The following is a 26,883-nucleotide window of genomic DNA, read 5'->3' on the forward strand; positions in this document are numbered from 1 at the left end:
TGTTATGTAGTGCTTCCTCAAAGGACACCGATTTCTACAAAGCACGTTTGCTGGACCAATTCGAGCTCACAGTAGTGGCCCCCAATTCAATAGATCAAGGCATTATTGACATATTGTGGGTGAACAGTTCGCTCAGGGAAAGGTCTTGGCCCCGGGCCGGCAGGAATGTAGGCGAATCCTGCAAGATTTAATTATTCTCGGAGCGCAAGGTATCATTTTGGGTTGTACCGAAATGGAGCTTTTGGTGTCACAGGCAGATAGCTCCGTTCCACTGTTTGATATGATGGAGCTCCATGCCTTGGCTGCGGCAGAACAATCTGTCTGTAATTAGCAGATCTGTTTGAATAGCGGTTGTCGGAAATACTACATCAAAGATCCAATCCACAGCTTAACTAATTGCTGGATCCTACCCTTCTGAATCCAATTTAGAAGGGTTGAAGAAAGATAACAACAGGTCTGTCCAAAAAAACCATTATTGAATGCATTCAGAGTCATATAATTTGTCATCAAGCAGAATAACCTAGCATCCTGATTTGATCAACCAGCTTAAAAACATTGCCGACAGGTTCAAGCTCATCACCGAAATAGTGTTCTATGGAGCCATCATTGGATATGTGAATATGGCGTGTGCTGCCGCTTCCATATTTTTCCCATAAGGTTATATATCCGAGCTCGGAGTCTTCCACGTAGCCAAACTCTGTGGGCCCGCACCCTGCTGTTACAAGTTCGAAGATTGCTTTACAGGCACTTTCATCATTTCTGAGCTGGGTCAATGGTATGTATTGCATGGTCCTGGGAAGGTTAGCTTTGAAGACTTCATACTGCTCGACTTTTAAAGAGCTGTAAATTCTGCCGGTCAAATTAACCATAATATAGAGTCGGGCATACATTGCTCTCAGGAACATTACATTTGTTTTTCTGGCAAGGCCAGGTAAGCTGTAATGAGGCAATCGTAAATGGTCGCTTTATTTAACCTTCCCGGATCCCTCAGTTTGAATTCAAAGAGCCTGTCCGTGTATTCATCATAGACAAAGAATAGCAACGGATCTTCGCGTGTATAAATCTTATAGGGCTTGTTTCCAATCCATCCCATATAAGCCATAAAATGGTCGAGCTTGAATGCTTGGATCTCCTGGATAAATTGATAATCGGTCATACCAGTGAATTTCTGGCTATTTAAGATATACCAAAGCCAATGCACGAATCCAGTTAGCCGCCGGTGGGATTGATTTAACTAACGGCAGTTCCTGAATAATCTCAGGACTTGCATGTTTAATTATGATCTTGTGATTGTTTCACTCGCGGTAGCAGGGATACGCGGAGGTGAGCGCCAGTGTTTTTCATTGATTCGAACAAACCATTGCTTTGTTGGCTTGGCAAATGTGTCATCAAGCAGAAAACGCGCCTATCAACCTGTTTACGACTTACTGCAATAATCCTCCGATGACGACTTTTATTAATCAATCACTTTACGGATTACTTTGTACTCATCGGCAGCCAGCACATCGATCTTGCCGTCAGTGGCCATATGGATCTGGTCACGAAACCGTTTCACCCTCGAAAGCATCGGCTCAATGATGGTGTTGCTATGGCCTACAAAATCATACAAATCTTGCTGGCTTGCGGGCAGCTTATAGCCACGCGAGCTGCTGGCAATCAGCACACCCGCATCCCGGAGCGGGGCAATCACTTTTGTTTGAAAATAATGAAGCGAAACGTTCTTTCCCCTTCTGGCCCTGATATGCTCCATAAGCTCAAAGCTGGTGATGTAACGGGTGGGGCTAATATGCCGAAAATGAAAAAGCAGGTAGCTCAGGCTGCTTACCTGGTCGATGGCCTGTGGAGCTTTGTCACCGGATTTACGATGAAGGAAATCATTGGCCAGGTTCACACTAAGCTCGGACAAAAGCGGATTGAAGCCGGGTCCTGGCTGCGGCTGATTAATCAAATTATGCGCAAAGGCATCTGGCCAGAACCTGATGGTTAAGACCTTCCGTTTAAGGATTTCTATGAACTCCCCTCTTTGATCAGTGATTACCGTTTCATCGTAGCAGCGCGCGAGCGTCCCTGCAATAAAATGGGCGAGCTGGACAATCGGGCTATCGTCAGAGGCCACAAAGCCAAAGGAGGACTCATTGAAAAGGTTGGCAATATGGTTCTGCTGCACATAAGTAATAAAGCCTTTCATAAAGGTCTCATCCTCGGTGCGGCCGGCAACCATTTCCAAGTCCGGAAATATCCGGAACAACTCCCGGTCAGCCAACCCATGCAGGAACTTGAAAAAGGAGCCTTTGTAGCGGAGCCCCTCCCCTATCAACTGGCGCTTATCGACGATAACTGAAAACACCTGGAAGGGCAACTCTTCCAGGTCTTCCAGCACTTCTTTCCTTTTAAGATGGTTATTGCCGGTCTTTTCTGAGTCAATTTGTCCACCATCGAAGTGACGTTTACTAATCGCTTTAAGCACTGCCAGGACATTTTCAACGTCTGCCTTGCCGATGATAAGTGCTGTCACGATGAAATGGGTTGTTGGCAAGATCCCGGAGGGGCCCTTTTTGGAAAAGTCAAGTGTGTTGTTGCCCCACTCACTTAAAAAGGCTGTATGATGATGCATAATGGCTTAGGCCGGAGACCGGCAAAAGTGGTTAACGTTTAGCGCTTACCGGCAAAAATACTTTTGATTATTCTGCGGGCTGATCAGCTGTTTGCTGACTATCCTTTGGCCTGCGTCCCCGTGGTTTGCCGGTATACGGTACTTTTTCAGATGCCTGCTCGGGTGAGATTTCCAATGCGTAACCAACTGAGCCCTCATGCTGGAAGATGGAAGCTGTGAAAACATATTTGTGATTGCTGTAGTCAATGCCTCCTTTGCTTAGGATTAATTCCAATGGCAAGGAGTAGCCACGGCCGGAGCGTGTAATTGAAAAAGCGCTCTCCTGCTCTGTCGGCACCAGGTACAGATTTTTGATCTTGCGCTTACCGTCATCAGTTCCTACCAGGAACCTGGTTGTATCAGGTTCGATACCCAGCTCTTCGATGGCCACTGATGGGAATACAATTTTGCCGGCAGCGGAAATATAGCCTTTGGGAAGTGATTTTGCCGCTGCTTTCTTGTCTGCTTTTTGCTCATTTTCCTGCACGGAAAAGAAGCGGATATTTTTAGCTTTCATTAATGGGTTTGGATTGGTGAATAACGGAATGTGCAATATATAAAGCAGATGCCAAACAAAATATAATTTCGTCAAAGTGGTGCCAGCATAAGTAGTATGACCAGGCGTTTGTTTAGCAATTACTAATTGGTTTCATGCAGCATTTTTGATTTTGGCAGGCTAGTCTCGCAAACCAGCGCTAAGTCAAGGATAGTACAGTCAAATGCGGGCTTTTTTGATAACTGATTAATTGCCGTTGAAGCCTTCAATCAAACTAAATGGAAAAACAGAAATTGAATAGGACACCGAATTTGTCCCGACTTTAAGTCTACAAAGGGTAGGTAATAACACTTCCTGATGATTTCAATCGTAAAGCTATCCTTGACAGTTAACCTTACAGATCTGCAAGCTCCTGCAATAAGCCCACGTGTATAAACCGGGAGGTGTTAGCCATAATTACATCTTCTTCTCCAATCATCAAAGACACACTACGCTCGCCAAAATTAATAAGCAAAGGCTTTTCCAGCTTCAAGCCTTCAGTGAGCATTTCAATAGTAATCGGCGTTGAAAGGGCAAAGTTTTGTTTCTTCAAAACCCTGCTTAGGTATTCATATAACGCTTCTACTGACTCCAAGGTTATGGGGTCAATCAGCGTGGCCGGATCCTGGGTTTTTATCAAACCAACTATTATCATCGGATTTCTTTGAAGTAATTAATTAAGCATAACCTACATAAATCTAGGCTAAACCCTGAATTCGCACCGATGCTCAAATTGAAACAACAGCAGCTGGTAATGGCTTAAAGTTCTCTAAGTGTAGTTAGAATAGCTAATACAAGACTTTTGTTAATATGGCCTGGTCCGTTTGCATCATCAATAACCCGGTATTCACCCTGATCATCTTTTTCAAAAACGAGCTTCTTGCCCTCGATGTCAATTTGAAGCTGATAAGTGTACCCATGTGTGATAATTGTCAGCGGCAGTTCAATAGTTGCGCCAAGATATTCGACTGGAAGCACGATGGGTTCATTCATACCCAAAATTAGACAGGAATGTCTGCAAGAAAAATCCTTGAGCAGTAAAATTTTGTAACATAGGATATACCTTCACGCTCACATTGGTGAATTCAGGTTTGTTTCAATTAACTCGTCGAGTGCTCGAATAAATGAAATTTGATTTTGCAAACAGCAACATGAAACAAAATGTCAAAAGTTTACAGACTGGTTAGGCACAGCAGCATACTTTTCATTTAATTGATCGTTTTCGCGAACATAAAAATGTCAAAATAACAGATAATTTAAACATTGCTCTATGTGTCAACTAACCCCAAGAGCCCGCCTAACAGTATAGTTCTGCGTTTGCTTTGAGTTTACTTATGAAATATGATAAACCATATTGCTACATGAGTCGTCTAGACTTCTTGGGTATAGCATCGCGCTTAAGAAACGACATCATTATAAACTTGAATTATGGGGCGGTATCGACATAAAAATAGCCGAGACACTTGAGCAATCTTTAAAATACAAGCCTAATGAGATGTTTAGTCAAAAGATACTTTTTTTCTCCCTGTAATATTTGGGTTCAAGTCGTATTCTTTTACTAGCATACCCAGTACATTTTCATTTGATCCGCGATATCGCAATATTACTTCTTTCAGCTTCGTACTAATAAGACTATCCGTATCTACTGCACCTTCAGCGTTTGGTCTATCTACAAGGTCATCAAGATATAGACCCAACCCCACCAAGAACATCTCTGTGTCCAATAAAATCGATTCACAAAGGACTCTATCAATTATTGGAATAAGCCTAGATACTTCCATATCTACAAGATTTATCGAGCCGGAGAAGGCAGCCTGTAATATCTGCTCTCTTTGAAAACCTAGCTCAAGAATGTTTCTTACTTCATTGTCTATATTGTTCAAATTTCCTTTTGTTACCAAAGTGGCAAAGTAACTGTCAAAAAAAGGAACCAGACGAGCGCCCATAAAAATCATTGGCGTGAAGTGTAAGCTGCCTTCAACTCCAAAATACTTCACAAACTCTTTCAAATCATCAAGTCCATCAATTTCGTTGAAATTATTTTTACCCCATCGATAAGTTAGAAATATGAATCGATCCTGCATTCTTAGCTTTTCAACATCAAATTTTGAAAGCAGGGCTTCTGCATCATTTGACATTTTTTTAAAAAAAAACAGTTGAAGCACTAATTGGCATGCGATGAGCATACTTTCTGGATGTTCATCAGCATGATCTTCAATTATCCGTAACACAATAAGAGTGAACCTTGGGATTTGGATAAGGTCACTAAGTTTGTCAAACAACGAATTTCGACCTTCAAATGCATTGTGTCTTAGTAAAACATCAACAACCGCTGCAACTACCTTTTCAATGACACCTGCACTAACATTTCTAATTGTTGGAAGCACAGAAACTAAAAAATTAATTGACTTTTCGGGATGAAACAATTGCTCTTCAATCATTTCATCCATCATTTCATCATCTGCCTGATCTTTATCTATTAAATTTATCAATAATTCTAACACAATATGCCAAAATGTAGCATCAATATATTTACTAATTATTATATTCCGCTGATCCTTTTTATGTTTTTTTTCAATATTTGTATAGATCCAGTAGGCAGTATAATATTCTAAAAATGTCTTATGAGTAAAATTGTTATCAAAATATATTGACCTTTTTTGAATGTAATTCATAAATTTTTCAGCATTGCTTTCCATGGTAAACTCATCGACCAACTTCAATTTATTTTGCATGCAATGCCCAACAATATTTTTTGCTCTCTCATAAGTTATTCGGAGAGGCGTTTCTTTACTGACCTCTGTATATTGCCAATAAGCAAGATCAGCTAATATTGGCTCCTTACGTTTTAGTATATCGTCATCAAGATCGATTTCGAGTTCCTTACTAGTATCCCACTTATCAACTAGTGTACTAGTACAACTCTGATAGATCTCTAATTTTGACTCTGGAAGCTTCAAATTGTTTCGGTATAGTATTACTATCAAAGACAAAAGTAAAGGGTTTGCTAAAAGTTCTTCATCAAGTCCCCTACGCTTACTCATAAAATCAGAGATCTCTTTTTCTCTAATCTCAATAACATCCTCTTCAATCTCATACCATTTTTCCAAATATGCTTTGATTTGATCTTCATCAAATTTTTCTATTATAATTTCAACAAATTTTTCTGGATTAAACGGCGCTTCTTCATAGCCTTCAATTCTTGATGTTGTAATGGATATAACATTATGGAAATTATCAACAAAATTCTCGATATCATTCTTGACACTTAGCTTATCATTGACATCGAAAATCTCATCAAGTCCATCAAAGAAGAAAATGGATTTTTTTCTTGATATGATCATCTCAAGAGTCTCCGGTGTAATATTCGATATCGAGTATTCTTGTTCAAGAAGCAATGACAGATACGAAATCAAGGTAAAATGTCGTTCTTTTTTTAGGGCGATATACTTTCTTAGCTCAATTCTAAATGGTATAGATTTAAATATCTCTTTGTTTTCAAATTCCGAAATACCTGAATTTAAGATAGAACAGATTGCCGACTTTATTAAGAAGGATTTTCCGCTTCCCGGGTTTCCAAGTATCACTAGGTTACGCGAGATCGATAATAATTTTTGATAAGAGATTTTATCTTTTCTAAGGTTTAATAAAATCTCCTTGTGAGGTCTATTTTTATCAAAATTCGATATAGTGAATATTGGTTTAACGAAAATTTGGTGAATAAGCTTTCGGCGGCCTTTTTCGATATTTAGATCGACTCCAAGCCCAATGTGATGAACTTGAGATAAATTATTTTCTGCGTTGTTAAAATATTTTTGTCTGAAACTCTTATAGTCAAATTCATTTTTGAAATGAACCCGTAATATTTCAGATATATCCGTTATAGCCTGACGAGACAGTGTCGTCAACCTTAATATTTCAGAAACGTCGTTTGCAATTCCAATACAGGAAATATGAATTTCTTTGCTAACCAAAATACTTCTGAAATCCGTATGATTCAAGAGATTGGCCCTAAGCTTCTTCACAAAAGACGTAATATAATTAGTTGGAAGTGTCTCAATGTCAAACTGTTGAGCTATTGTGTCTTCATTTACATTAGAATCGATAAACAGGAATTTTATCAGTTCGCTAAAAATCTGTTCTTGTTTAAAAAAGTGAAACACCGAACCACCAAGGACATCTGGATAGTCCTCTGCCATTTCTTCGGAAGTCGCTTTTACTACCTCATAGAATTTGTTGTCTTCGTCAATGCTGGATAACTTTTCATAAATATGGTCGAAACCTTTATCTGCAAGTTTCTCACCAAGCCATCCACCGAAAGCTATCAACGTCGCTGTTTCAAAAATCATTTTTATTAGGTTTATAGAGACTTTTGATTAAAGTGACTTTTGAATGTAAATTACTTTCCATCATTTGTATAGTCGAGTTACCTCGAAAATGAAACAACCCTTTGTGTGAAAAGGCAACAATGTTACATTCAAGAAAGGTTATAGTTAATTCAGAGGCATGGCGCTCAATTAAGACATACTAACAGAGAAGGAAAATTAGGATGCCTGGCTGCAAATGAATTTCAAGCACACCAGCAAAGCCGTACTCCAAGCTTAAAATTCCTAGCAGTAATAAATCCAGGCACTTGTGTTAGACCAGTAGCAAGTTACGTCCTATACCAGGTGAGGATGGGTCCACACACAATGTATCTGTTTGCGTAAGCCAGTTTTTATCACAACGGAAAGTTAGACATTTTAATAGAAGTGAGGGCACAGTTTCTTTAAGAATTAAGACTGCTTGCGAATGTCGGCTACATAGTTAACTGTCACTTCAAGGGCAGAAGCAATCTGTTCGTCCGTTAGCAAAGATTGCTTGATCAGGTTTCGAACTGCGTTTGCAGTCTTTTCCTGTTGGCCTTCGATTTTACCTTCCAACTTACCCTCTCTCAGGCCTTCTTTACGACCTTTCTCAACAAAAATATCCAACGTGCTCATAACTGTTTCTTTGATTTGTGTGGGCAACGATGTTATCAGTTCAACGATTTGCTGCTCGCTTAGCTCACTGTTTACGAATGTATAAACAATCAGGCTAGTTTGCAAGTTCTGATCTATCTCGCCGGCCAGCTTCAATATTGTAGGAATTAATGGGTTAAGGCGATCTTTCAAGACGCTGTATTTCATGGCGAGAAGCGAGGCGGCCAGAAACTTGTTATTCAGCGCTTGGATTTGCTCATCAGGAATCTCACCTAGATTATGAAAAACGTATTGGTAATCCGGGACGAACCGTGATAGCTCCGGTTCCAGTTCATTGAATAAGTATGACAAAGTTTTATATTCCCACCGGGCTTTGCCATGGTAAAGCAGGATCGGGATAATCAGGGATGGCTTCTCCCCTTCTGCAATCTGCTTTAATAAGCCTGAAAAGATGTAGCTGCCGATCTGAATCGCCGTGTATTTGTCTATATAGCTTTTATGCTCGATCAAAAGTGAAATTTTAACCTCTTCTTCCCCATCAGCTTTTTTGCATGCGTAGACAATATCTGAAATAGATTTTTTCAGCTCCTTTGACACATATGTGTCGGGAAGCTGCCGGAGTGTTGAAAAATCTAGTTTTTCTAGGATCTGTTCAGGCAAGCAAGAATGAAAATAATCAAGAGCAATTTGCTGATTACCCATGATAGACCGAAGGAATGTATCGTGCTTTGATGTATGCTCACTCATGAGACAAAGATAAGCATTGACTCTTACTCTATACAGCCGAAGCAACATGCATTCTTGACATCTTAACGAAGACATATCCAGATATACCGCTAACCTGAATGTGGCGACAGGTCGCACCATTATGCTCTATTAAACTGAATGGAAGCGAGATATGGCATTTTAAGAACGTCCGTTTGTAAAATGCCATAATGTACAATTAAGATTCCAAAAAAATAGAGGTATTGTGACAGGGATTTAGATGCCTTATTAACCTCATTTACCCATTTTTGAAAATATCATCTATAATGTGTGTCCATTTTGATTAATAAGCATGGGTGAAGTAAATTGAGTGCTTTAACACATTTAGATATCTGGGTGCCCAATGCTGACAGAATTTGAATTGCTTATCCAAGAGTTGGAGTTTGAAATGTCGGTACTGGACGAAGAATTGCAGGAGTGTCTTCGATTTCAGGACTATAAATACGCCCATTACTATCAAAAAGGGATTTGGCGCATTCAAAGGAGAATCGAGCGGCTCAACCGCCTCAACAGAAACCCAACCTCACTTGATACGCAGCATTTGGTGGACGCAATCATTGAGTTGAACGATAACCAAATATCAAGCTTTTCATTGATTTTTGTAAAAGGCTCAGACTTTTACCTGCATTTTCACAGGCTTGATAATAACAGTCTCTATTGCCAAATACCTACGGAAAGTGAAATGCAGCGAGCACATTACTACGTCTACCAACCCTATATGAAGAAAAACATATCGTCACTAGGCTTTCAGCTATTTGAAGAGTCGTCAGGAATTGAATTTACCGTTGAGCCCAGCCAGTCGTGTGATACGATACTCACCAAACTTGCAGTGCTAATGTTTGATATACTGCAAGTAAGAATGGACGCAAGTGGATACATTGAAAAAAAGGTCCAATAGCTTTCCACTGCCTAAGCAGTAAACACAACATACATTACCAGCGGCGGCTTACACCGGCAGCACCTTTTTGTAGGTACCATCTGCGTCAAAGACAATGATAAGCGTACCGCCATTGCCTCCAAAGTACCTGTGTGCCCCTTCTGTGACCTTTTCATTTGTAAATGGCCTCCTACCTTCTGTCCAGCGGCCTTTAAGAGTTGGCCTTGTATAAACACGGTCACCTATTATTTGTTCGAGGCATTGGTTAAGCTGATTTTTGTTTCCTTCCGCAGGTATAACGTTCTGCAATGAATCAGCGCTGAAAACCAAAATGATGTCCCCTTGAAAAGTAGCGAAGCGCTCGGGTGGGTTGTCCTTATAACTATCATCAATCGAGGGTATAAGCAGCCAGCAATCCAGGCCTTGCTCATTTCTGAATTCCCTAAGCATAACAATCCCTTTGTCGTTTTTCCACTCCTTTTTAACACAATAATCTATGTAATCGGACAGGATTCTCTTCTTTCTTTGATCCGTATCAATTTTAACCTGTTTAACTTCTTTACAGGGCGGAAGTTCCTGGCTGGCACTTTTACATACAAGCCCAATGATTGCAAATGCTAAAACTATAAGATTTCTCATGAATAAAGAGAAGTTTATCGTTACAAACAGTAAAAAGCGACTTTTCTGAGTTATTACTGAAAACATCCCTTATAAGGCAATTGCTAGTTACAAATGTATGTTGCCAACCAATCTTATAGACAGGAATACCAAAAGTTGGATTAATACAAATTCAAATAATGAAATTACTCAAAATAACTTCACTGTTCATTTTCACAGTTTTCTGGCGATCATCCTTTGCATGCAGTTGCCTAACCGATTTTGACCGGCCAATGCAGTTAGATGACCTGAAAAAGTACAATTTTATTGCTTTGGTACGTATTAATAGCGAGCAGGTTATCAAACCTTCCGATCCAAATGCGATTGGGCTTCAAAGTCTTCTAAGCATCAAGGTTATCGAACAATTCAAGGGCCAAGTAACTGCCCAAATTATTGAAAATCAAGTCAATACTTCTTGTGATATAGGCGTCGACATTGGAGAAGAGTGGCTGGTTTTTGCAACGGTGCCCAATGGAACTCCTGCAATGTTCCCCTGTGACCGGAACGTCCAATTTAAAGCCAAGGATGGGCTACGGGATTGGCAGTTTCAGCGAGGTTTCCGGCAGCTGGACGAACTTCGGATATTGTACGGACATAAAACCAGATTCAAAACAGACGGAATTTATGTTGAACATTATTCTAATGGGAAGAAAGAGTTAGAAGAAAATTATTTAAACGGCCTTAGAAATGGGAAAAGAACAGTTTACTATCCTAATGGCGGCATTTATGGGAAAGAGAATTATCTAGATGATTCCTTGCAAGGCGAAGCATCTTGGTATTATACTTCCGGGCAGCTCTACGTCCGAAAGTATTTTGAGCGTGGACAGCCCAGAAATGTGACAAAGGTTTACTATGATTCAACAATTGACCAATCCTATAAAAACTTATTAATTAGGGACTTTTATAAATCCGAGGACTCATTGCGATTTGTGTATGGGCGCTTTCAAGTCAAACATGAAAATGTATTTGATTCTTTTGGGCGAGAAGTTGTGTTTCGAGAGTTTGACCGGCTTGGAATTATCAGACACGAATCAATTTATAATCCTGAACCCGGTGTAGTGACCCGGATTTATTATCATAAGAATGGGACCGTAAAGGGAATCAGCTATACAAGGGACGGTAAGGATTATGGCCACTATCAGGAGTACGACGAGAACGGTGCGCCGAGCAAATCATGGGACTACGATCAAGACGGGCAGCAAATCAAGTCAAGTATCTGGATGAAAAAGTGATGTGCTAGAGTGGTTGAGCCGAAAATCTTGTGCGATCGAAAAAGCTAACTCTTGAACCACCTACCTGACTTGCAATTTGCCGAGCCACCGATAAGCACTAAACATAAAGCCTGTTATACAACAAAATATTATTTGGTATATTTAGCTACAAGCTTAGGATTTTTTAAGTGAGATTTAGACAAAAATTTTCATACTGTACTACTTCGCACATTAGAGGCAGACGGCTTGTTATCACTCGCGTCTATCAAAACAATGCTTTTATCGTTTTCTAGCTTTAATTCCTTGAGTATTTTCATTGTCCGGGCATATTCTGAGTCATCGAAATAAAGTATAACTTTTACGCTTTTCTTAGTATCAGCAGCATCTTGATAAACTTTCACTTGGTTTTCCAAATTCATTTTGAGCTTCGAATTAGACGCGAGTTTAAACTCGACTAAAGCCTTATCTTTTGATCCAAAAGAGACAGTATAATCAACTGGCCCTCGCCCATTATTTACTTCTCTGTTAACGTCATAGGGCGATGAATACCAGGTAAGTCTGTAAATTACTTGCAGATCCGCCTCACGCTTAATCGGTTCTCCCTTATAATAAAACAATCTATAACCGTCCTTGTTTTCAATTACATCCTTCAGGAATTCAACCCTAGATAACGCCTCCGAAAACGAGCTTTGGGGCTTGAAACCATAGAAGTTTGTCTCTTCTGTTAAGGACTTTATAAGCTTTTTAACATTTTCACTAAAAATCGTCTCTACCTCCTGAACCTTCTCGTCCGAAATACTAATTGCGCTTTCTGAATCTTCTTCCTTTTTTTTGATGTAGTAATCTATAATTTCCGGGAACTGGACAATTGTTTCGTTAATCGCATGAGCAAGATCTTTTTGTGGTACGGGTTTTTGCCTACGCCTTTTCCCTTTTCCAACAAATATCGGTGCGGGAAGCTTTGTACGATAGAAATTAAAAATTTCATCGCGGAGCTGGATATTTGGAATTGAGGTACATATTCCGGTAAAATCTCCGCGTAAGTCATTGCTATTTATCCAGTTATCATCTTTGGTCAGTATATCACGTGGAGTTAAAATGATATAATCGCCATTATATATTGGCAATACACATCCCTTAGCCATCCATCTTTCAGCTTCATAATTGAAATAAGCCTTATGAACTGTACAAGTTTTCACTTGATCCTTTTGTAAATATCTTTTTGCAAATATTTCCGTGTAGTCGAGCAAGTATGATTTTATAAGATTACAAGTAAAATCACTGATATTGTCTTTGCCGACGCCTATTTGAAAGAGAGCAGCCTTTTCTAAGTGCGACGTTTGAGAAATATTTTCTTCGTATAAATTATCGAAGATGATATGCATATAGGAAGACATGGCACGACCAAATTTCTCACCTAAGCCACTACCGCTATTTCCGAACAAACTGAATCCCAGCCAGTTCTGTTTGACTTCGGAGAACTTATACCAAGAAATTATTTCTGAGTCAGTAATAGCGCCTCGCTTTGATTTTGCTTGAAGAAATGAAAGATATTTAAGAATACCGTCATGCAAGGCTTCGTACTCCGGTTTTTCACTTCCATATAGTAGAAACGGGTCAATAAAAAGTGGAAGATCGTTAATCAATGATATATCAAACGCACCATATTCTTCTAAATCGTCAGGATTGACACCAAAATAGTCTGAAAAATATACCATGATGTAAATCGACGTTAAATAAGTTATTCGTGGATCCTACCAATCGAGCTGCTGAAAGTATTACATTTCTAACAATATAAATAATTTTATGATGAGACTCTAACACCCAGCAAAGGAAAATGTAACTATTTGACAGACGCGAAACTATGACCGTGCCAATGCTAGTAATTCGTTATAGCTTCCTCTGTCAGCTTGGTGCAACTTACTGGAGAGGGTACGCTAAAGCATCTCAAAGCTATGCGTTCAAAGAGAGCTTAATTTAAAATGGTAATCGTGATATTATTTCTTTACTACGCCAAATCGATTGGTTCTAAAATCAATGACTAGAATCTGATCAAAAAAATAGCTATTGCCGATACTGCCAACCACGCCCGCTTCATCAAAAATGGGCTCATGATACTTATCCGGATCAGGGTGGTAATAGATTGTCTTAGAGCTGAGTGGGGTATCCCCCAGATAAGCTTTAGCGGCAAGAGGGGCTCCATATACATCATAATATTTTCCCCATGTACTGACGCCCTTAATCGTATCACTAGTCGCTACAGGATTAATGGAGTCCCAACCCTTTTTAACCGTCATGATGGGAAATAAACTGGCACCCGAATCGTAGAGAAAGTAAAACTCCTTTCCATTAATGGTAAGCGGAACTTTGATCCGGTTTTTCTCCAATTTAAATGGTACAAAACTGACCAGTTTTTCATTGACGGATTGGTCTAAGAAAGCAATACGTTGATTCCGAAAGTCAAGAAGTACGATCTTTCCTAAACAAGCATCCAATCCCCATGAACCGATATGAATTGGTTTGCCTTCCTTGAATTCTTCAGCCGAAACGGTTTGACCATAGCGATTCATTACGTAGGCTTTGCTTACTCGGGAGCCGGTGAGTGGCATGGATAACTCAACATTGATTTGTGTCCACTGGTTTACTGTATCGCTTTTTAACTCAGGCCATTGAGCGGCTAAGCTGGGTTGTACTTTAACCAATGATTTAAGCGTGTTGCCATACAAAATGCTGCTGGAAGCCCCCGTATCAAATTGTAGTTCGAGGGGATAAGGTACATTGTTGATTTTACCATCAATATTGATCGACAAACGGTCAAAGAATCGTCCACCCAAACTGTCACTCGTCCATCTGAAGGGTATCCATAATTTTTTGTCAATTGATTTTAAGAACGTTTTCTCTTGTGCTTGTGCTTGAATTGAGAAAAAAACAAAAATCATTAAACGGAGAATTTTTTTCATATTTTCCAGGCTTTCAGTGTCGGAGTAAGTTTTATGAATAAAATCTTGATACCATCAGTTCAATTTTCGATTACGGCTGTGTTTAGGCTTACGGGGATCAAGTACCCAATGCTCCCCATAGATTGACCTATAATAGATCACACAACTTATAAATTGACATTGTTGCTGCCATTGGCTTACTACCGCCTGATTGGTGGTTTGATACAGATAAATTTTCTCTCCTTGCGGAATTACCTTGTCTTCCCATAAATCGCTTATTAATAAAGTTGAGTCCCTAATATGCGCTTTTGCCTTCATCTCTTTGATAAGGCTGTACATATCGTAATAGCGTTTATCTTGATAGTAATACTGGATGCTATCAATCAGAGTTGGCCCAAGCCCAGAATTAGCTACGGTCGCAGCCGAGCCTCTCATGTTGTCATCTAGTCGGCCCGTATGATACCAGTCAAGTATTGGTATGACCGATGCGTATTGTTGAGTTCGTTGCAAATAAGCTTGATAAAATGTGATGCCTATCGCACAAAAACTGGACACAACCGCTAAGATGCTTAAATAATTTTAAATTGTCCATATTTCAATCACTCAGCAAACATAACTAATTTAATTATGCTACTAAATAGAGACAAATACCTTCAGATTATTGGTCGCTCCAAATCTCAGATATATTTTTTTTTGGCCGTATCCAACCTTCAATCTCGATACCCTCATGTCTTAAATAGTTATAAAGTGTTGCCTTACTTCCTATCTTCAACTGTTCACATATCTGAAGAGTAGTATATTTTTTGCTTTGATACAAAGTAGCTGCCAAGCTTGCCAGTTCCTTAGATTTTTTAGTTAGCCCTTTTGGACGCCCTCCTACCCTGCCGCGCGCCCTTGCTGCCTCCATCCCAGCCAAGGTGCGTTCCGTCAAGATCTCTCGTTCATTTTCAGCAAACACCGAACTAAGCATATACCAAAGCCTACCCATTTTGGTAGAAGTGTCAATCCCTTCCGAAATACTCCGGAAGTCCACTCCCATTTCTTTCCACTCAACCATAAGCTTGATCAACTCATAAGTTGTCCTACCCAGCCGGTCAATTCGCCAAACAACTATGACATCCCCTTTTCGAAGCTCCGAAATCATCCTCATATATTCCGGTCTTTGCAAGGATGCGCCGGATATTTTTTCATGATAGATTTTCTCACAACCTGCCTTTCTGAGGGAGTCAAATTGTAGGTCTTGATTCTGTTCGGTCTTCGAAACCCTTATGTATCCAATCACCATCTGAAATAGTACAGTTTAACGTGGTAGCTTGCAATATACAGTAATTTGTTTTAGTGTACCACTAAACTGTAATTTCAAAGTGTGGAAAAAGGCACTTTTTAGAACTAAAAGGGAGAGAAACTCAAAGTGTTCAAGAGTACAGAAAAACCACCGGATTTTTTGAAGGGGCAAGATCGTATAGTTGGAGAGAACTGCTCGGACTGCTTTCGAACGCAAATAAGCTGGGGCGGCTGCCGGCGTGCGGTTAGGCAAAAAGACAAAGCGTCATTTTTCCTTGTAACTTTCGTTTGCACTGACCACAGTTTAATTTCAGCTTTCGATGACGCCTCAAATCTTCATGAAGCATCGTATACTTTTCTCCGTGTTTCTTTTACTGTGCCACACCTTACAGGCCCAGATAGAAGTAGACTCTCTGATTGAAATGCAGATGAAGGAATTACGTATTCCCGGACTTGCCGCCGCCAAAATTGAGAATGACAACATTGTCTGGATGCGTCATTATGGTTTTCAAGACATCGATCAGAAAAAAACCTGTGACTGCAGAAACTGTCTTTCATATCGCTTCAATATCTAAAACAGTCACCGCAGCCGCCATCATGCAAATCAATGCTAAAGGCTATTTTAACCTCGATGACGATATTAACCGATTCCTGCCTTTTCGGGTCGTAAACCCTTCGTTGATGTGCTTCATACGTAGAATCAGAAGGCGTCTTGCTTTTACCTTTTAACTACGAGTAGCACCTTGTAAACCCAGTGCATTGAAAGAAGTTGTAGCTGACACCGCCTTAACAAATACCCGTGAAATTGAACAGTGGCTGGCATTCAAAGCTGGCGATATGGATGCATTCGCCCGGCTACTAGACCAGTATTATCCGCTATTGCTTCGCTACGGCTACAAGTTGTACCCCGATAAAGAGTTTGTCAAAGATTGCGTGCATGATCTTTTCATAGGCTTGTGGAACAGCAGGGACCGCCTTGCTGACGTTGGGTCGGTGAAAGGTTATTTGTTTGCCTCATTAAGAAAAAATATCATCCGCGAAAAGAGCAGGTCGAAGTGGCTGACGGGCGTTGAAACGTTGGATGATGACGTTCGGGCCGATGATGGCTTTCACATCGAAGCCATGATGATCGCCCGGGAACACGAGCAACATAATGTGAAAAAGCTGCAATTTCATCTGGATCAGCTCACCAACAGGCAGCGGGAGGCGCTGTACCTCAAATATACCCAAGAACTTTCCTATGAACAGGTCGCCGCAACCATGGGCATTAACTATCGGTCGGCGGTGAACCTTGTACACGAAGCCGTCAAGAGCGTACGCAAAAGCTGGACGATAGCTTTTATTTGGGCTATTTCAATTTTTGCCTAATTTTTTCTGCTTTTTTTCAGTACCAATATCTTTTTATGTCTCTATCTCATTGAGAAGTAAAAGATATTCTATGAAAGACTACGATCTGCTCGATGTTGAACAATTGTCGCAAGATTCGTATTTCCGAAACTGGGTTTTTGGTAAAACCGATGAAGGGGATACATTTTGGGAGCATTGGCAGGCAGGTAATCCGGTGCGCCGCCAGCTGGTTGCACAAGCCCGGTTGCTGGTACTTAGCATGACTGCCGAAACATCCAATATTTTCACTGACCAAGAAATACTTGATGGTAAAAACAGGATACTGGCGGAAATTTCTGTTTCGTCTCAAAAGCGTTCGGTATTCAATTTTATGTGGCTGAGGCTGGCGGCTTCGGTGGTGATCATGCTCGGTATCGGATGGTGGCTGTTGGACAGCAGGACGGTAAGCCAGGTTAAGGATATTGGATTGGGCTTAAACACGCAGACCACGGTTCTCAACGAGGAGTCGGGCCCAAAAACGATCACATTACCGGACGGCAGTAGGGTGACGCTAGCCACTCAAAGCGAGCTACGCTATGGTCGAAACTTCGGTGATAGCATCCGCTATGTATACCTGGTTGGCGGCGCTTTTTTCCAGGTAGTCAAAAATCCTCAAAAGCCCTTTGTGGTCAACACCCGGCAACTGGTCACCAAAGTCCTGGGAACGAGCTTTCACGTGGCTGCCTACGAAAAGGATAGTGAAACACGGGTTTCGGTTGTGACGGGAAAAGTTACCGTATCAAGGCAACCCGCTGCGTCTGATGCCGCAACCACTTCTTCTGCTGAAATAGTCCTGGTACCCAATCAGAAAGCAGTCTTCAATCAGCAGGACCAACAATTAGTAAAAACGCTGGTGGAAAATCCGCAGCCGGTAAGTGCCCGTGTGCAGGAGCAGGACTTTGTTTTCCAGGAAACGAATCTGAAACAGGTGTACCAGATGCTTGAAAAATACTACGGCGTCCAGATCACCTTTGATCAGCAGGTGTTCGCTCATTGCTCGGTTACCGCCGATCTCAGGCAGGAGTCGCTCTATAAAAAGCTCGATCTGATCTGCGAGATCATTCAGGCCCAATACAAAATTGCCGATGGGCAGATCCTGATCTCCGGTGCGGGATGCCAGAAACAGCAGTCACCATTTTAACCCTAAAAATTCAGCTATGACGAGACTAATATAAAACGATCATTTACTAAGAGCCGGCAGTGCTCCAACACTACCGGCTTGGTTCCTTCAACCAGCTAATGGATTCATTCTTGGGACAAGAATGAGGGGAATTGTTTTGTCCAATCTTTCTCAAGAATTTTCGAAAACAGTCAAAAATAATGAAAAGAAAAGTATCCATACATGGTTTAATCACAGAAATCATGAAAGTTTCGATTGTTCAATTTGTGGTCACGGTCTGTCTGGCCGGATTGGCCTACGCGAATGAATCCAATGCACAGGAGCTGCTCAACCAAAAGATCAGCATTAACGTGGAAGGGCGTCCATTGAAGGAGATTATCGCGACGCTCGAAGCGAAAACCAGGATTAAGTTTATGTACAGTCCGGAGGTAATCCAGGCCGGAAGGACCGCGTCACTAGTAGCCAGTAACCAAACGGTCAGGCAAATTTTGGATTCGTTTCTTGAACCACTTGACATCACTTACCGCATTAGCGACAACCGGATCGTACTGCTGCCCAAATCGGGCGGGACCGGGATGAACGCGGGACAGAAACCTTCCGTAGCTATGCCCGCGGACATTACCATTTCCGGGACTGTCAGGGACGATAACGCAGAAGGCTTGCCCGGAGTGAGCATTGTCGTGAAGGGAAGTCAGCGGGGGACGCTCAGTGACATCGACGGAAAATTCAATCTTGATGTGCCCGATGAGCAGGCTGTGCTAGTCTTTTCCTATGTTGGATTTGTGACGCAAGAAATTACCGTCGGCAGCAAACAGACGATCGATGTGAAGCTTCAGACGGATTCTAAATCATTGGAAGAAGTGGTGGTTGTGGGCTACGGAACATCCAAAAAGCGAGATTTGACCGGCGCCATATCGAGCATAAAAACGGAAAACCTGGCTGGTCAGGCACCCCGCAGCGTAGAGGACATTTTGCGGGGTAATGCACCTGGTTTGAATATCGGCATTGCTACTAACGCCAAGGCCGATGCATCACTTTCTATCCGGGGCAAGGGGACGCTCACAGCCAGTAACAACCCTTTGATCGTTTTAAACAATGTGATTTATGAAGGTGCGCTGGCCGACATTAACCCGGCCGACATTGCCTCCGTCGACATATTGAAAGACGCAAGCGCCGCCGCGGTGTATGGTGCCCGGTCTGCCAACGGGGTGATCGTGATCACAACCAAAAAAGGGGTGAAAGGCAAGCCAATCATTAATTTTACGACCAACACTGCCCTGGCCGTGTCTGCAAGCCGCCCTAAAATTTTGGATGAAAATGGCTTTTTGAAATTTCGTCAGGATTACAACGAAGGCCGCAATTCGGAAGCCTATCTGGCGCAATACCCGCAGATGTTTGCTGATCCGTCTGGGCTGAACGGTATCAATCAGCTGGACTGGTATAACTACGACCAAAAAGTGCCTTTGGCAAGTGTGACCGACGACCAACTGCGGACGCAGTGGCTCTCGCGCCTGAATTTTACTGCCCCTGAAATGGAAAACTATTTTGCGGGCAAAATCACGAAATGGGACGAGCTGGTGTTTCAAAAGGCCTTTCAGCAAGACTATAATGTTTCGATTTCCAGCGCGACTGATCACATTTCGCAATATTTCTCTATTGGCTACACCGACCGGAAAGGTATTGTGGTGGGCGACCGCTACAAAAACCTGCGGGCCCGTGTGAATGTAGAGGCGAAGATCACGCCGTTCCTGACCGTGGGCGCCAACACGCAATTCGCTACCCGCAACGAGGGGTACCTGCCTGCCGACTGGGGTCAGATGACCATGATCTCACCCTACGGCTCCAATAACATCGACGATCCAACCAGCCAATTTCGCAGGCGCCCGACAGGCCTGGACCCAGTGAACCCATTTTACGATAACCTGTACACCGACCGGATTGATAGACGGCAAAATGTAATCGCTACGCTGTTCACCAAAATTCAGTTGCCTTTCGGGATAGAATATAACATGAATTTCTCCCCGTATTATAACTGGTACGAATACTATAACCATTATTCCTCCCAGGGAGACAGATGGAGCGCAATCGGAGGTGTTTCCCAAAGAGCAACGAGCAAGCGCTTCAACTGGCAGCTCGACAACATATTTCGTTGGAGTAAAGAATTTAACAAGGTGCACCGTATAGAGCTTACCGGGTTGGTCAATGCGGAAAAAGCACGCATTTGGGGGACGACAGCAAACGCCAGTAGTTTTTCACCCAACGACGCGCTCGGTTACCACAACTTGCAAGCGGGTACAGTCGCCACGGTTGTTAGTGGAGATTCAATCCAGACCGGTGACGCATTGATGGGCCGGGCGTTCTACTCGTTGAAGGACAAGTATATGCTCACCGCTTCCGTCCGTCGTGATGGGTATTCCGCGTTTGGAAAGAAAAATCCCCGCGCAGTGTTCCCTTCCATTGCACTGGGCTGGGTATTCACAGAAGAGAAATTTCTCAAATCACTTAACTGGCTCGACTACGGGAAGCTTAGGCTCACCTGGGGTGAAAATGGGAACCGCGAGATCGGACAATACCAGGCGCTGGCCAAAATGACATCCGGACTGCGGCCATACATCGATCAGACTGGAAAAGTATACAGCACCTCGGAGATCTATGTGACCCGCATGGCCAACTATAACTTGAAATGGGAGCGGTCGGCCGCATACAACGTGGGCCTTGATTTCGGTCTTTTCAAAAGCCGGCTCAACGGTACCCTGGAAGTGTACGCATCCCGTACGAACGACCTGCTCGTTTCTCGCGCATTGCCTAATATCACCGGCTATTCGAGTGTGATGAGCAATCTTGGGCAGGTGCGTAACCACGGGGCAGAATTGACATTAAATGCGGTAGTGCTTCAAAAGGGAGAATTCAGTTGGAATGCCACGGCAAATATGAGCTTCAACCGTCGCAAGATCGCCTCGCTTTACGGCGACATGATGAATGTATTGGATGCAAACGGAAATGTAGTTTCGCAGAGAGAATCCGACGACCCTACCAATGGCTGGTTCATCGGGCAGGACCCCGACCGGATCTGGGAATTTAAACGGGACGGGGTATGGCAGCTGGATGAGAAAGAAGAGGCGCTCAGGTACGGTCTGCAACCTGGCGATTTCAAATATGTGGATGGGAATGGCGACGGCATTATGAACAATGACGATAAGGTGTTCCAGGGCTACAGGACACCGCGGTTCAGGTGGTCGCTGCGCAATGAGGCTGAATACCGGGGCCTGCGGCTTTCGGTGATGATGTACTCGAACTTGGGCTATTATGGCGAATTTCAGCGTGCTGCCAATAATTATGCCTTTCCAGACCGAACTTCTGATTACGATTTCCCTAGATGGACCGCTACCAACCCGATTAATGATTATGCTCGTATCGGGTCGAAAAATATTGGACGCAACTTTGTGAACAAATCATTCCTGCGGGTTGAAAACGTGACGCTGAGCTACAACATCCCTTCGAAGCTGATCCAAAAGGCCAGTATCCAAAAACTCACCGTGTCGGCCAGCGTGCAGAATGCGGGTGTATTTGCAGCGCACTGGAATTTTTGGGATCCGGAAAGCGGGACAGTCACACCGCGTACATACAACTTAGGTTTTAACATCACATTATAAAGTACTGGTTGTTATGAAGAATATAACTAACTCAATTACCCGCATTCTCACAACGTGTTGCGTGCTTGGTCTTACCAGCTGTAGCGACAGCTGGCTTGAACCCAAACCATTATCATTTTATACGCCTGAAAACACTTATATCGATGCAGAAGGGTTGGACGCCGCGTTGGCCGCTTGCGAAAAACAAATGGGCGCCGAATATAACGGCGATGCCATGCCGGCGATCACCGAAATGATCCTTTCGGACATTGCCGTAGAAGGCACGACTGATAAGGCCGGTCCGCAGATGGACCTGGACAAATCACTGCTTCCGGATGCTAACCTGAACAGCACCGATTTTACGCGGGTAGGGTGGTATTGGGAGAATGGCTACAAGGCTGTTCAGTATGCCAACATAATCATTTCCAGGGCTGACGACGCATCATTTGCCAGCGAAGCCGAAAAAAAACGCATTGTAGGACAGGCTTATTTTCACCGTGCCTATTGGTATTACAAACTGGTACATCAATTTGGAGATGTTCCATTTCTGATGGCAGAAGTTGCTGAACCTAGAACGGACTACTACTCAACAGATCGCTGGGTGATTTTGCAAAAACTCAAAGAAGACCTGGACTGGGCTTACCAAAATGTGCCGGAGGTGGTCGACAGAGGCCGGGTTAGCAAGGCGGCCTGCGGTACGCTGCTAATGAAGGTGAATATTGCGCTTGGCCTTTTCAATGAAGCGGTTGAGATCGGAAAGCAGATTGCGGCACTTCATCCCTTGGTGACGCAACGGTTCACCACAAATCAATCCAAACCCAACACCAACCTGATGCATGATTTGCACAGCGTGGAGGCGAAGCTGGATATGAGCAATAAAGAAGGGCTAATGTACATTGTCAATTTCCCGAATTCTCCAGGATCAGTATCTTCACAGCTCCCGCGGAACCTGCTTCCAAGGATCGTGGGCGTTACTACTCCCGATGGGCTGACTGGCATTGTCTTCACGCCTAATGTCGAAAAGCAATATGAGATTAATTCGATTTATGGACGTGGCATCGGCCGTGCGCGCTCGACCAATTATTATCAGTACACGATCTGGACGCAGAAAGAAAAGAAGGATTTAAGAGGTGTTTATAACCGTGACAGCTGGAAAAGTCCGGCCGACATGTGGTACAATGATCCTGCATTAAAAGCCCGCGGTAATGCCTATTACGGAAAGAACCTTGTGAAAAATCCGGCTATGTCGGTGGAAGATTCGATCCGGTCGTGGTACCAGTGGCCTCATTTCAAAACCTTCGTGCCCGATCCGCTGTCCGGCGACTGGAACTGGGGCGGGCAAACGCCCATGTACATTTACCGTTCGGCGGAAGTGTATTTGCTGATGGCAGAAGCGCATTACTGGGCGGGCGACAACAGTTCGGCAGCAGCCATGCTGAATGTCGTAAGGGCCAGAGCCGGCGCCGATCCAATGACGGCGGCAGACATCAATATCGGCGCGATCGTGGATGAGCGTGCGCGCGAACTGTACTTTGAAGAAAACAGGCACGTGGAACTAACCCGCATCGCCTATACTTACGCCAAGACAGGTAAAAACTGCGAGTATTTCGGGAAGCAATATGCGCTTGTCGGTATTAGCGGTCCGGGCGGCGCGGGTGCCAACGTGAAGCAATCCGGAGTTAACTTCTACTACGATTGGATAACTGCCAAAAACAACTTTTACAATAAAGGCGTCAGACACCGCTGGGCAGAATACAAGATCAGCGTCCACCACATCCTGTGGCCCGTACCTGCGGCGGCAATCAATGCGAATACGAAAGGGGTCATCAATCAGAATATCGGCTACCCGGGTGCTGAGCGGAACGTGCCCGCATTGACGACTCTGCCACAGTAGAAACCCTTGAACATTTAAACATTCAATCGTGAGAAAACTATTCATCATACTCGCACTGAGCATTGGCGCAACGGCCTTGCAAGAAGCGGCAGCCCAGAATTACAACGAAAGCAAAGTAGGCACTTACACGTTGCCGGACGCACTCGAAGGGCAGGATGGGAAAAAGATAACTTCCGTTAAAGACTGGGAAAAGAAGCGGCGGCCGGAAATCCTGGGCCTTTTCGAGGATCATGTCTACGGTAAACTGCCTGCTTCATTTGATAAAATCGATTTCAAAGTAGCCCGCCAGGACCGGAAAGCGATGGCCGGCAAAGCTACTTTGAAGGAAGTAGAAGTCACAGTGACCGAGAAAGGTGAATCGGTCAAAATCAATGTGGTGATGTTTGTACCAAACGATGTCAAAAAGCCGGCACCTGCATTTTTATTGATCAACAACCGCAGCCCGAGAAACACGCTTGCTTCCCGCGACTCAATCAGCGGATTTTGGCCGGCCGAGCAGGTGATCGAGGCAGGTTATGCCATTGCCGCATTCCACTACAGCGACGCCGCGCCCGATAATAAGGACAAATATCAAAATGGCGTACTCCGGCTCTATCCGGAACTGGCACAGGCAGATAATGGAATGAAAGCCATCGGTGCATGGGCCTGGGCAGCCAGCCGCGTCATGGATTATCTTCAAACCGACAAATCTATTGATGCCAAACGGGTAGGTGTCGTGGGCCATTCGCGGGGCGGCAAAACCTCGCTTTGGGCTGCGGCGCAGGACAAGCGTTTCGCGATGAGCTTCTCTAACTGCTCGGGTAACACAGGCGCCGCATTGTCGAAAAGGAATTTTGGCGAAACGGTAGCGCGTATCAATACCACGTTTCCCCATTGGTTTAATAACAATTATAAAAAGTACAACAACAACGAGCAGGCATTGCCGGTAGACCAGCACATGCTCATCGCGCTGATTGCTCCGCGTCTGGTTTACGCAACCAATGCTTCTGAGGACCTTTGGGCAGATCCCACCGGCACATTCCTGGCCATGAAGCACGCCGAGCCGGTGTATGCATTATACAAATTGAAATCACAACTGCCCCAGCAGCCGCCAGCCCTGGATACGCCGATCAACCTGCCGCCGATGGGTTACCACAACCGCACGGGCAAGCACGACCTAACGTTTTACGACTGGGCACAATTTGTAAAGTTCGCTGATGCCCATTACGGCAAAAAATAGAGTACGTGAAATAGGCTGTCTCGATATGACTAAGGCAGCCTATTTTATTATTAAACTTGAAACCTATTGAACATAATCATCTTGTCATTAACAAATATTATTTGGTGAATTCACTGTATTAACTCTTGATAAATCCTTATGGAGTATACGCTAGTTAACTAACTGCAGTATCAATGATGTTTCCCTATCACTTTATTGATCAAAACCAAACGGGAAGAAAATCACATGGCGCTGAGAGTACATAAAAACCACCGAATAATTTCGATAGAAAGTCTTATAGATGTTATCTATTGACGACGCATTAAAAAACCTGATCGCTATGATCAGGTCCGCGTTTGATGTTTTCAAATAACCTTTTCTCGTTTGTCTTTGAAAGGTTGGGAATCCCGTTTGACTTTCATCTTAATTATAAAGTGTTGGCGACCGCACCGGACACCGGTGGAAAGGGTGGTTTTCCTAATCCAGTTGTGTCCGGGTCGTTTAAACAAAGGAACTCAATGCTTTAGGGCGCTTCATTGATTCGGATTATCCGGCTGTCATTCGAATTGAATTAATTTCTGGTTGTAAAACCTTGTAGATGTTTTGTCCAAAATCATCTTAGGCTATACGCCTAACTCATCAAATGGGAGATCAGTACATGCGTAAAGTGGATGCGTTGAGATGGCGCACTGGAAGATAGAGAGCGCTCCTACCTGCGCATTACAGATGCAGTTTATTTACCGAAAAATACGCTGGTCGAATGCGCGACATATGCTGGGCGGTTTTTGGATGGAGAGAATCCGTATTCCAAGTGGATGGTGCTCAGGAAACATAAGTAAGATTTGGTGAGTTGCGTAAAACAGGGGCCTTTGGCCCCTGTTTTACTTTTCTGTAGATTTAAAACATGCAATTTGAAATCTGATCCGCTTCGGTCGTTGCAACCCGTTTGCCACTTGCCGGTAGGTCGGACTTCTCCTGCGCCCGCAGTTTGTCACAACTCATTGAAGAATCACCTGCCCCCATTCTTGATAGTCCGCGCCACTACTCGACAAATAGGCGGTGCTGTCGCAGTTGGCCCCGTTCTTCAACGGTAATGATGTAAACACCCGCGGATAGTTGGGGCGTCGTTTTCAGCAGCAGGTTACCACCATGAACGCCCGTCTTTTGCAAGGGAAAACAGCCGCCACCCACGTGATAGAAGCCCACGTTCGCCGTTTCAGGCTCGTCCAGCCGAAGTGTAAACTCATCACCGCCAACCACCGGGTTGGGGTACACTCCATAGGCATCATCGCGGATGACCACTGAAACGGCCGAGTATACCGTCTTCTTGCCGCTTAGGTCAATCTGGGTAAGCCGGTAGTAGCTGGTGCCCTGGTAAGGCCACTGGTCGATAAGCTGGTAATCCTTACGGTTGCTGCTGTTGGGCGACAGTTCCCCTACCTGGCCCACTTGCTCAAACGTGCGCAGGTCCTTACTGCGTTCAATGAGAAAGCCACCGTTGTCCCATTCAATGGCGGTGGACCAGGCCAAGCTCACCTTACGGTTAGGCTGGGCCTTGGCCGTAAAGGATATCAGGCTGACCGGCATTGGATCAGCACTGCACACGGATAACCCGCCAGGGGTAGCGGCATATATCATTTGGCCCATCACGTTCACGTCATACACATAATCATCCGCCAGCCCATTGGCGGTAGTCATGTTGGTAAAGCTGTTGCCCCCGTCGGACGAAATCGATAACCCGCCAGCGGTAGCGGCATACACCGTTGACCCC

The 26,883-nt window shown here is 43.5% G+C and carries 23 protein-coding genes; 10 read left to right on the forward strand and 13 right to left on the reverse strand.

Annotated features, from left to right (window positions below; translation table 11 throughout):
- Nucleotides 1–115 precede the first annotated feature (115 nt).
- A complete protein-coding gene (locus G395_RS33150; protein WP_051350390.1) occupies nucleotides 116–331 on the forward strand; it encodes an aspartate/glutamate racemase family protein in 216 nt (71 codons plus the stop codon).
- A 175-nt stretch (nucleotides 332–506) separates the two neighbouring features.
- Here the strand turns inward: G395_RS33150 and G395_RS0124945 are convergent, their stop codons facing one another.
- The 8 genes from G395_RS0124945 to G395_RS0124980 form a co-directional block, all read right to left on the reverse strand.
- The gene (locus G395_RS0124945; protein WP_026632537.1) at nucleotides 507–905 is read right to left on the reverse strand and encodes a hypothetical protein; all 399 of its coding nucleotides are present in this window, start codon (nucleotides 903–905) and stop codon (nucleotides 507–509) included.
- A complete protein-coding gene (locus tag G395_RS0124950) occupies nucleotides 905–1,156 on the reverse strand; it encodes a hypothetical protein (RefSeq protein ID WP_026632538.1) in 252 nt (83 codons plus the stop codon). The genes G395_RS0124945 and G395_RS0124950 overlap by 1 nt, the downstream gene beginning before the upstream one ends.
- A gap of 300 nt (nucleotides 1,157–1,456) precedes the next feature.
- Nucleotides 1,457–2,614 carry a DUF3800 domain-containing protein gene (locus G395_RS0124955; RefSeq protein WP_026632539.1) on the reverse strand — a complete coding sequence of 386 codons (1,158 nt, stop codon included), beginning with the start codon at nucleotides 2,612–2,614 and terminating at the stop codon, nucleotides 1,457–1,459.
- Nucleotides 2,615–2,681: 67 nt separating this feature from the next.
- A complete protein-coding gene (locus G395_RS0124960) occupies nucleotides 2,682–3,170 on the reverse strand; it encodes a hypothetical protein (protein ID WP_026632540.1) in 489 nt (162 codons plus the stop codon).
- A gap of 373 nt (nucleotides 3,171–3,543) precedes the next feature.
- Nucleotides 3,544–3,843 carry a hypothetical protein gene (locus tag G395_RS0124965; protein WP_026632541.1) on the reverse strand — a complete coding sequence of 100 codons (300 nt, stop codon included), beginning with the start codon at nucleotides 3,841–3,843 and terminating at the stop codon, nucleotides 3,544–3,546.
- A gap of 104 nt (nucleotides 3,844–3,947) precedes the next feature.
- On the reverse strand, nucleotides 3,948–4,181 hold the full coding sequence (locus G395_RS0124970) for a hypothetical protein (RefSeq protein WP_026632542.1): 234 nt from the start codon (nucleotides 4,179–4,181) through the stop codon (nucleotides 3,948–3,950).
- 506 nt (nucleotides 4,182–4,687) lie between these two features.
- A complete protein-coding gene (locus G395_RS0124975) occupies nucleotides 4,688–7,537 on the reverse strand; it encodes an NACHT domain-containing protein (protein ID WP_026632543.1) in 2,850 nt (949 codons plus the stop codon).
- A gap of 426 nt (nucleotides 7,538–7,963) precedes the next feature.
- A complete protein-coding gene (locus tag G395_RS0124980; RefSeq protein ID WP_026632544.1) occupies nucleotides 7,964–8,896 on the reverse strand; it encodes an Rpn family recombination-promoting nuclease/putative transposase in 933 nt (310 codons plus the stop codon).
- Between the two features lie 361 nt (nucleotides 8,897–9,257).
- Here G395_RS0124980 and G395_RS0124985 point away from each other — a divergent pair, with 361 nt between their 5' ends.
- Nucleotides 9,258–9,812 (forward strand): hypothetical protein, encoded by a 555-nt coding sequence (locus tag G395_RS0124985; RefSeq protein ID WP_026632545.1) that lies wholly within the window; start codon nucleotides 9,258–9,260, stop codon nucleotides 9,810–9,812.
- Between the two features lie 48 nt (nucleotides 9,813–9,860).
- Here the strand turns inward: G395_RS0124985 and G395_RS0124990 are convergent, their stop codons facing one another.
- A complete protein-coding gene (locus G395_RS0124990; protein WP_026632546.1) occupies nucleotides 9,861–10,430 on the reverse strand; it encodes a hypothetical protein in 570 nt (189 codons plus the stop codon).
- Nucleotides 10,431–10,588: 158 nt separating this feature from the next.
- Here G395_RS0124990 and G395_RS31375 point away from each other — a divergent pair, with 158 nt between their 5' ends.
- Nucleotides 10,589–11,680: a toxin-antitoxin system YwqK family antitoxin gene (locus G395_RS31375; RefSeq protein WP_157486813.1), complete on the forward strand. Its 1,092-nt coding sequence runs from the start codon at nucleotides 10,589–10,591 to the stop codon at nucleotides 11,678–11,680.
- A 188-nt stretch (nucleotides 11,681–11,868) separates the two neighbouring features.
- Here the strand turns inward: G395_RS31375 and G395_RS0125000 are convergent, their stop codons facing one another.
- From G395_RS0125000 to G395_RS30385, 3 genes are all read right to left on the reverse strand, one after another.
- The gene (locus tag G395_RS0125000) at nucleotides 11,869–13,377 is read right to left on the reverse strand and encodes a DUF8370 family protein (protein ID WP_026632548.1); all 1,509 of its coding nucleotides are present in this window, start codon (nucleotides 13,375–13,377) and stop codon (nucleotides 11,869–11,871) included.
- 279 nt (nucleotides 13,378–13,656) lie between these two features.
- A complete protein-coding gene (locus tag G395_RS0125005) occupies nucleotides 13,657–14,619 on the reverse strand; it encodes a hypothetical protein (protein ID WP_026632549.1) in 963 nt (320 codons plus the stop codon).
- Nucleotides 14,620–15,256: 637 nt separating this feature from the next.
- Nucleotides 15,257–15,883, reverse strand: coding sequence for a recombinase family protein (locus tag G395_RS30385; protein ID WP_051350391.1), 627 nt, complete (start codon nucleotides 15,881–15,883; stop codon nucleotides 15,257–15,259).
- A gap of 337 nt (nucleotides 15,884–16,220) precedes the next feature.
- Between G395_RS30385 and G395_RS32460 the strand changes: the two genes are divergently transcribed.
- The 7 genes from G395_RS32460 (at nucleotide 16,221) to G395_RS0125045 (ending at nucleotide 25,133) form a co-directional block, all read left to right on the forward strand.
- The gene (locus G395_RS32460; protein WP_169720079.1) at nucleotides 16,221–16,457 is read left to right on the forward strand and encodes a hypothetical protein; all 237 of its coding nucleotides are present in this window, start codon (nucleotides 16,221–16,223) and stop codon (nucleotides 16,455–16,457) included.
- The gene (locus G395_RS33155) at nucleotides 16,384–16,611 is read left to right on the forward strand and encodes a serine hydrolase (RefSeq protein WP_374754390.1); all 228 of its coding nucleotides are present in this window, start codon (nucleotides 16,384–16,386) and stop codon (nucleotides 16,609–16,611) included. Before G395_RS32460 ends, G395_RS33155 begins: the two co-directional genes overlap by 74 nt.
- A 30-nt stretch (nucleotides 16,612–16,641) precedes the next feature.
- On the forward strand, nucleotides 16,642–17,250 hold the full coding sequence (locus tag G395_RS0125025) for an RNA polymerase sigma factor (RefSeq protein ID WP_026632552.1): 609 nt from the start codon (nucleotides 16,642–16,644) through the stop codon (nucleotides 17,248–17,250).
- A 70-nt stretch (nucleotides 17,251–17,320) separates the two neighbouring features.
- Nucleotides 17,321–18,409, forward strand: a complete 1,089-nt coding sequence (locus tag G395_RS30390) for a FecR family protein (protein ID WP_051350392.1) — start codon at nucleotides 17,321–17,323, stop codon at nucleotides 18,407–18,409.
- Nucleotides 18,410–18,630: 221 nt separating this feature from the next.
- Entirely contained in the window at nucleotides 18,631–22,041 is a 3,411-nt protein-coding gene (locus tag G395_RS30395; RefSeq protein WP_211237801.1) for a SusC/RagA family TonB-linked outer membrane protein, read from the forward strand.
- Between the two features lie 13 nt (nucleotides 22,042–22,054).
- Nucleotides 22,055–23,914 (forward strand): RagB/SusD family nutrient uptake outer membrane protein, encoded by a 1,860-nt coding sequence (locus G395_RS0125040; protein WP_035361999.1) that lies wholly within the window; start codon nucleotides 22,055–22,057, stop codon nucleotides 23,912–23,914.
- Between the two features lie 28 nt (nucleotides 23,915–23,942).
- On the forward strand, nucleotides 23,943–25,133 hold the full coding sequence (locus G395_RS0125045) for a glucuronyl esterase domain-containing protein (protein ID WP_026632554.1): 1,191 nt from the start codon (nucleotides 23,943–23,945) through the stop codon (nucleotides 25,131–25,133).
- Nucleotides 25,134–26,153: 1,020 nt separating this feature from the next.
- On the opposite strand, the gene G395_RS30400 is transcribed toward G395_RS0125045, so the two are convergent.
- On the reverse strand, nucleotides 26,154–26,883 hold a 730-nt coding region (locus tag G395_RS30400; protein ID WP_169720080.1), incomplete at its 5' end, for a fibronectin type III domain-containing protein.

The sequence above is a fragment of the Dyadobacter alkalitolerans DSM 23607 genome, assembly GCF_000428845.1.
Lineage (GTDB): Bacteria > Bacteroidota > Bacteroidia > Cytophagales > Spirosomataceae > Dyadobacter > Dyadobacter alkalitolerans.

Excerpts from the sequence above, each read along its gene's own strand:
- G395_RS0124945 (WP_026632537.1), bottom strand. The coding sequence starts at position 905 with ATGTTCCTGAGAGCAATGTATGCCCGACTCTATATTATGGTTAATTTG.
- G395_RS0124950 (WP_026632538.1), bottom strand. The coding sequence starts at position 1,156 with ATGACCGATTATCAATTTATCCAGGAGATCCAAGCATTCAAGCTCGAC.
- G395_RS0124955 (WP_026632539.1), bottom strand. The coding sequence starts at position 2,614 with ATGCATCATCATACAGCCTTTTTAAGTGAGTGGGGCAACAACACACTT.
- G395_RS0124960 (WP_026632540.1), bottom strand. The coding sequence starts at position 3,170 with ATGAAAGCTAAAAATATCCGCTTCTTTTCCGTGCAGGAAAATGAGCAA.
- G395_RS0124965 (WP_026632541.1), bottom strand. The coding sequence starts at position 3,843 with ATGATAATAGTTGGTTTGATAAAAACCCAGGATCCGGCCACGCTGATT.
- G395_RS0124970 (WP_026632542.1), bottom strand. The coding sequence starts at position 4,181 with ATGAATGAACCCATCGTGCTTCCAGTCGAATATCTTGGCGCAACTATT.
- G395_RS0124975 (WP_026632543.1), bottom strand. The coding sequence starts at position 7,537 with ATGATTTTTGAAACAGCGACGTTGATAGCTTTCGGTGGATGGCTTGGT.
- G395_RS0124980 (WP_026632544.1), bottom strand. The coding sequence starts at position 8,896 with ATGAGTGAGCATACATCAAAGCACGATACATTCCTTCGGTCTATCATG.
- G395_RS0124985 (WP_026632545.1), top strand. The coding sequence starts at position 9,258 with ATGCTGACAGAATTTGAATTGCTTATCCAAGAGTTGGAGTTTGAAATG.
- G395_RS0124990 (WP_026632546.1), bottom strand. The coding sequence starts at position 10,430 with ATGAGAAATCTTATAGTTTTAGCATTTGCAATCATTGGGCTTGTATGT.
- G395_RS31375 (WP_157486813.1), top strand. The coding sequence starts at position 10,589 with ATGAAATTACTCAAAATAACTTCACTGTTCATTTTCACAGTTTTCTGG.
- G395_RS0125000 (WP_026632548.1), bottom strand. The coding sequence starts at position 13,377 with ATGGTATATTTTTCAGACTATTTTGGTGTCAATCCTGACGATTTAGAA.
- G395_RS0125005 (WP_026632549.1), bottom strand. The coding sequence starts at position 14,619 with ATGAAAAAAATTCTCCGTTTAATGATTTTTGTTTTTTTCTCAATTCAA.
- G395_RS30385 (WP_051350391.1), bottom strand. The coding sequence starts at position 15,883 with ATGGTGATTGGATACATAAGGGTTTCGAAGACCGAACAGAATCAAGAC.
- G395_RS32460 (WP_169720079.1), top strand. The coding sequence starts at position 16,221 with ATGAAGCATCGTATACTTTTCTCCGTGTTTCTTTTACTGTGCCACACC.
- G395_RS33155 (WP_374754390.1), top strand. The coding sequence starts at position 16,384 with ATGGTTTTCAAGACATCGATCAGAAAAAAACCTGTGACTGCAGAAACT.
- G395_RS30390 (WP_051350392.1), top strand. The coding sequence starts at position 17,321 with ATGAAAGACTACGATCTGCTCGATGTTGAACAATTGTCGCAAGATTCG.
- G395_RS30395 (WP_211237801.1), top strand. The coding sequence starts at position 18,631 with ATGAAAGTTTCGATTGTTCAATTTGTGGTCACGGTCTGTCTGGCCGGA.
- G395_RS0125040 (WP_035361999.1), top strand. The coding sequence starts at position 22,055 with ATGAAGAATATAACTAACTCAATTACCCGCATTCTCACAACGTGTTGC.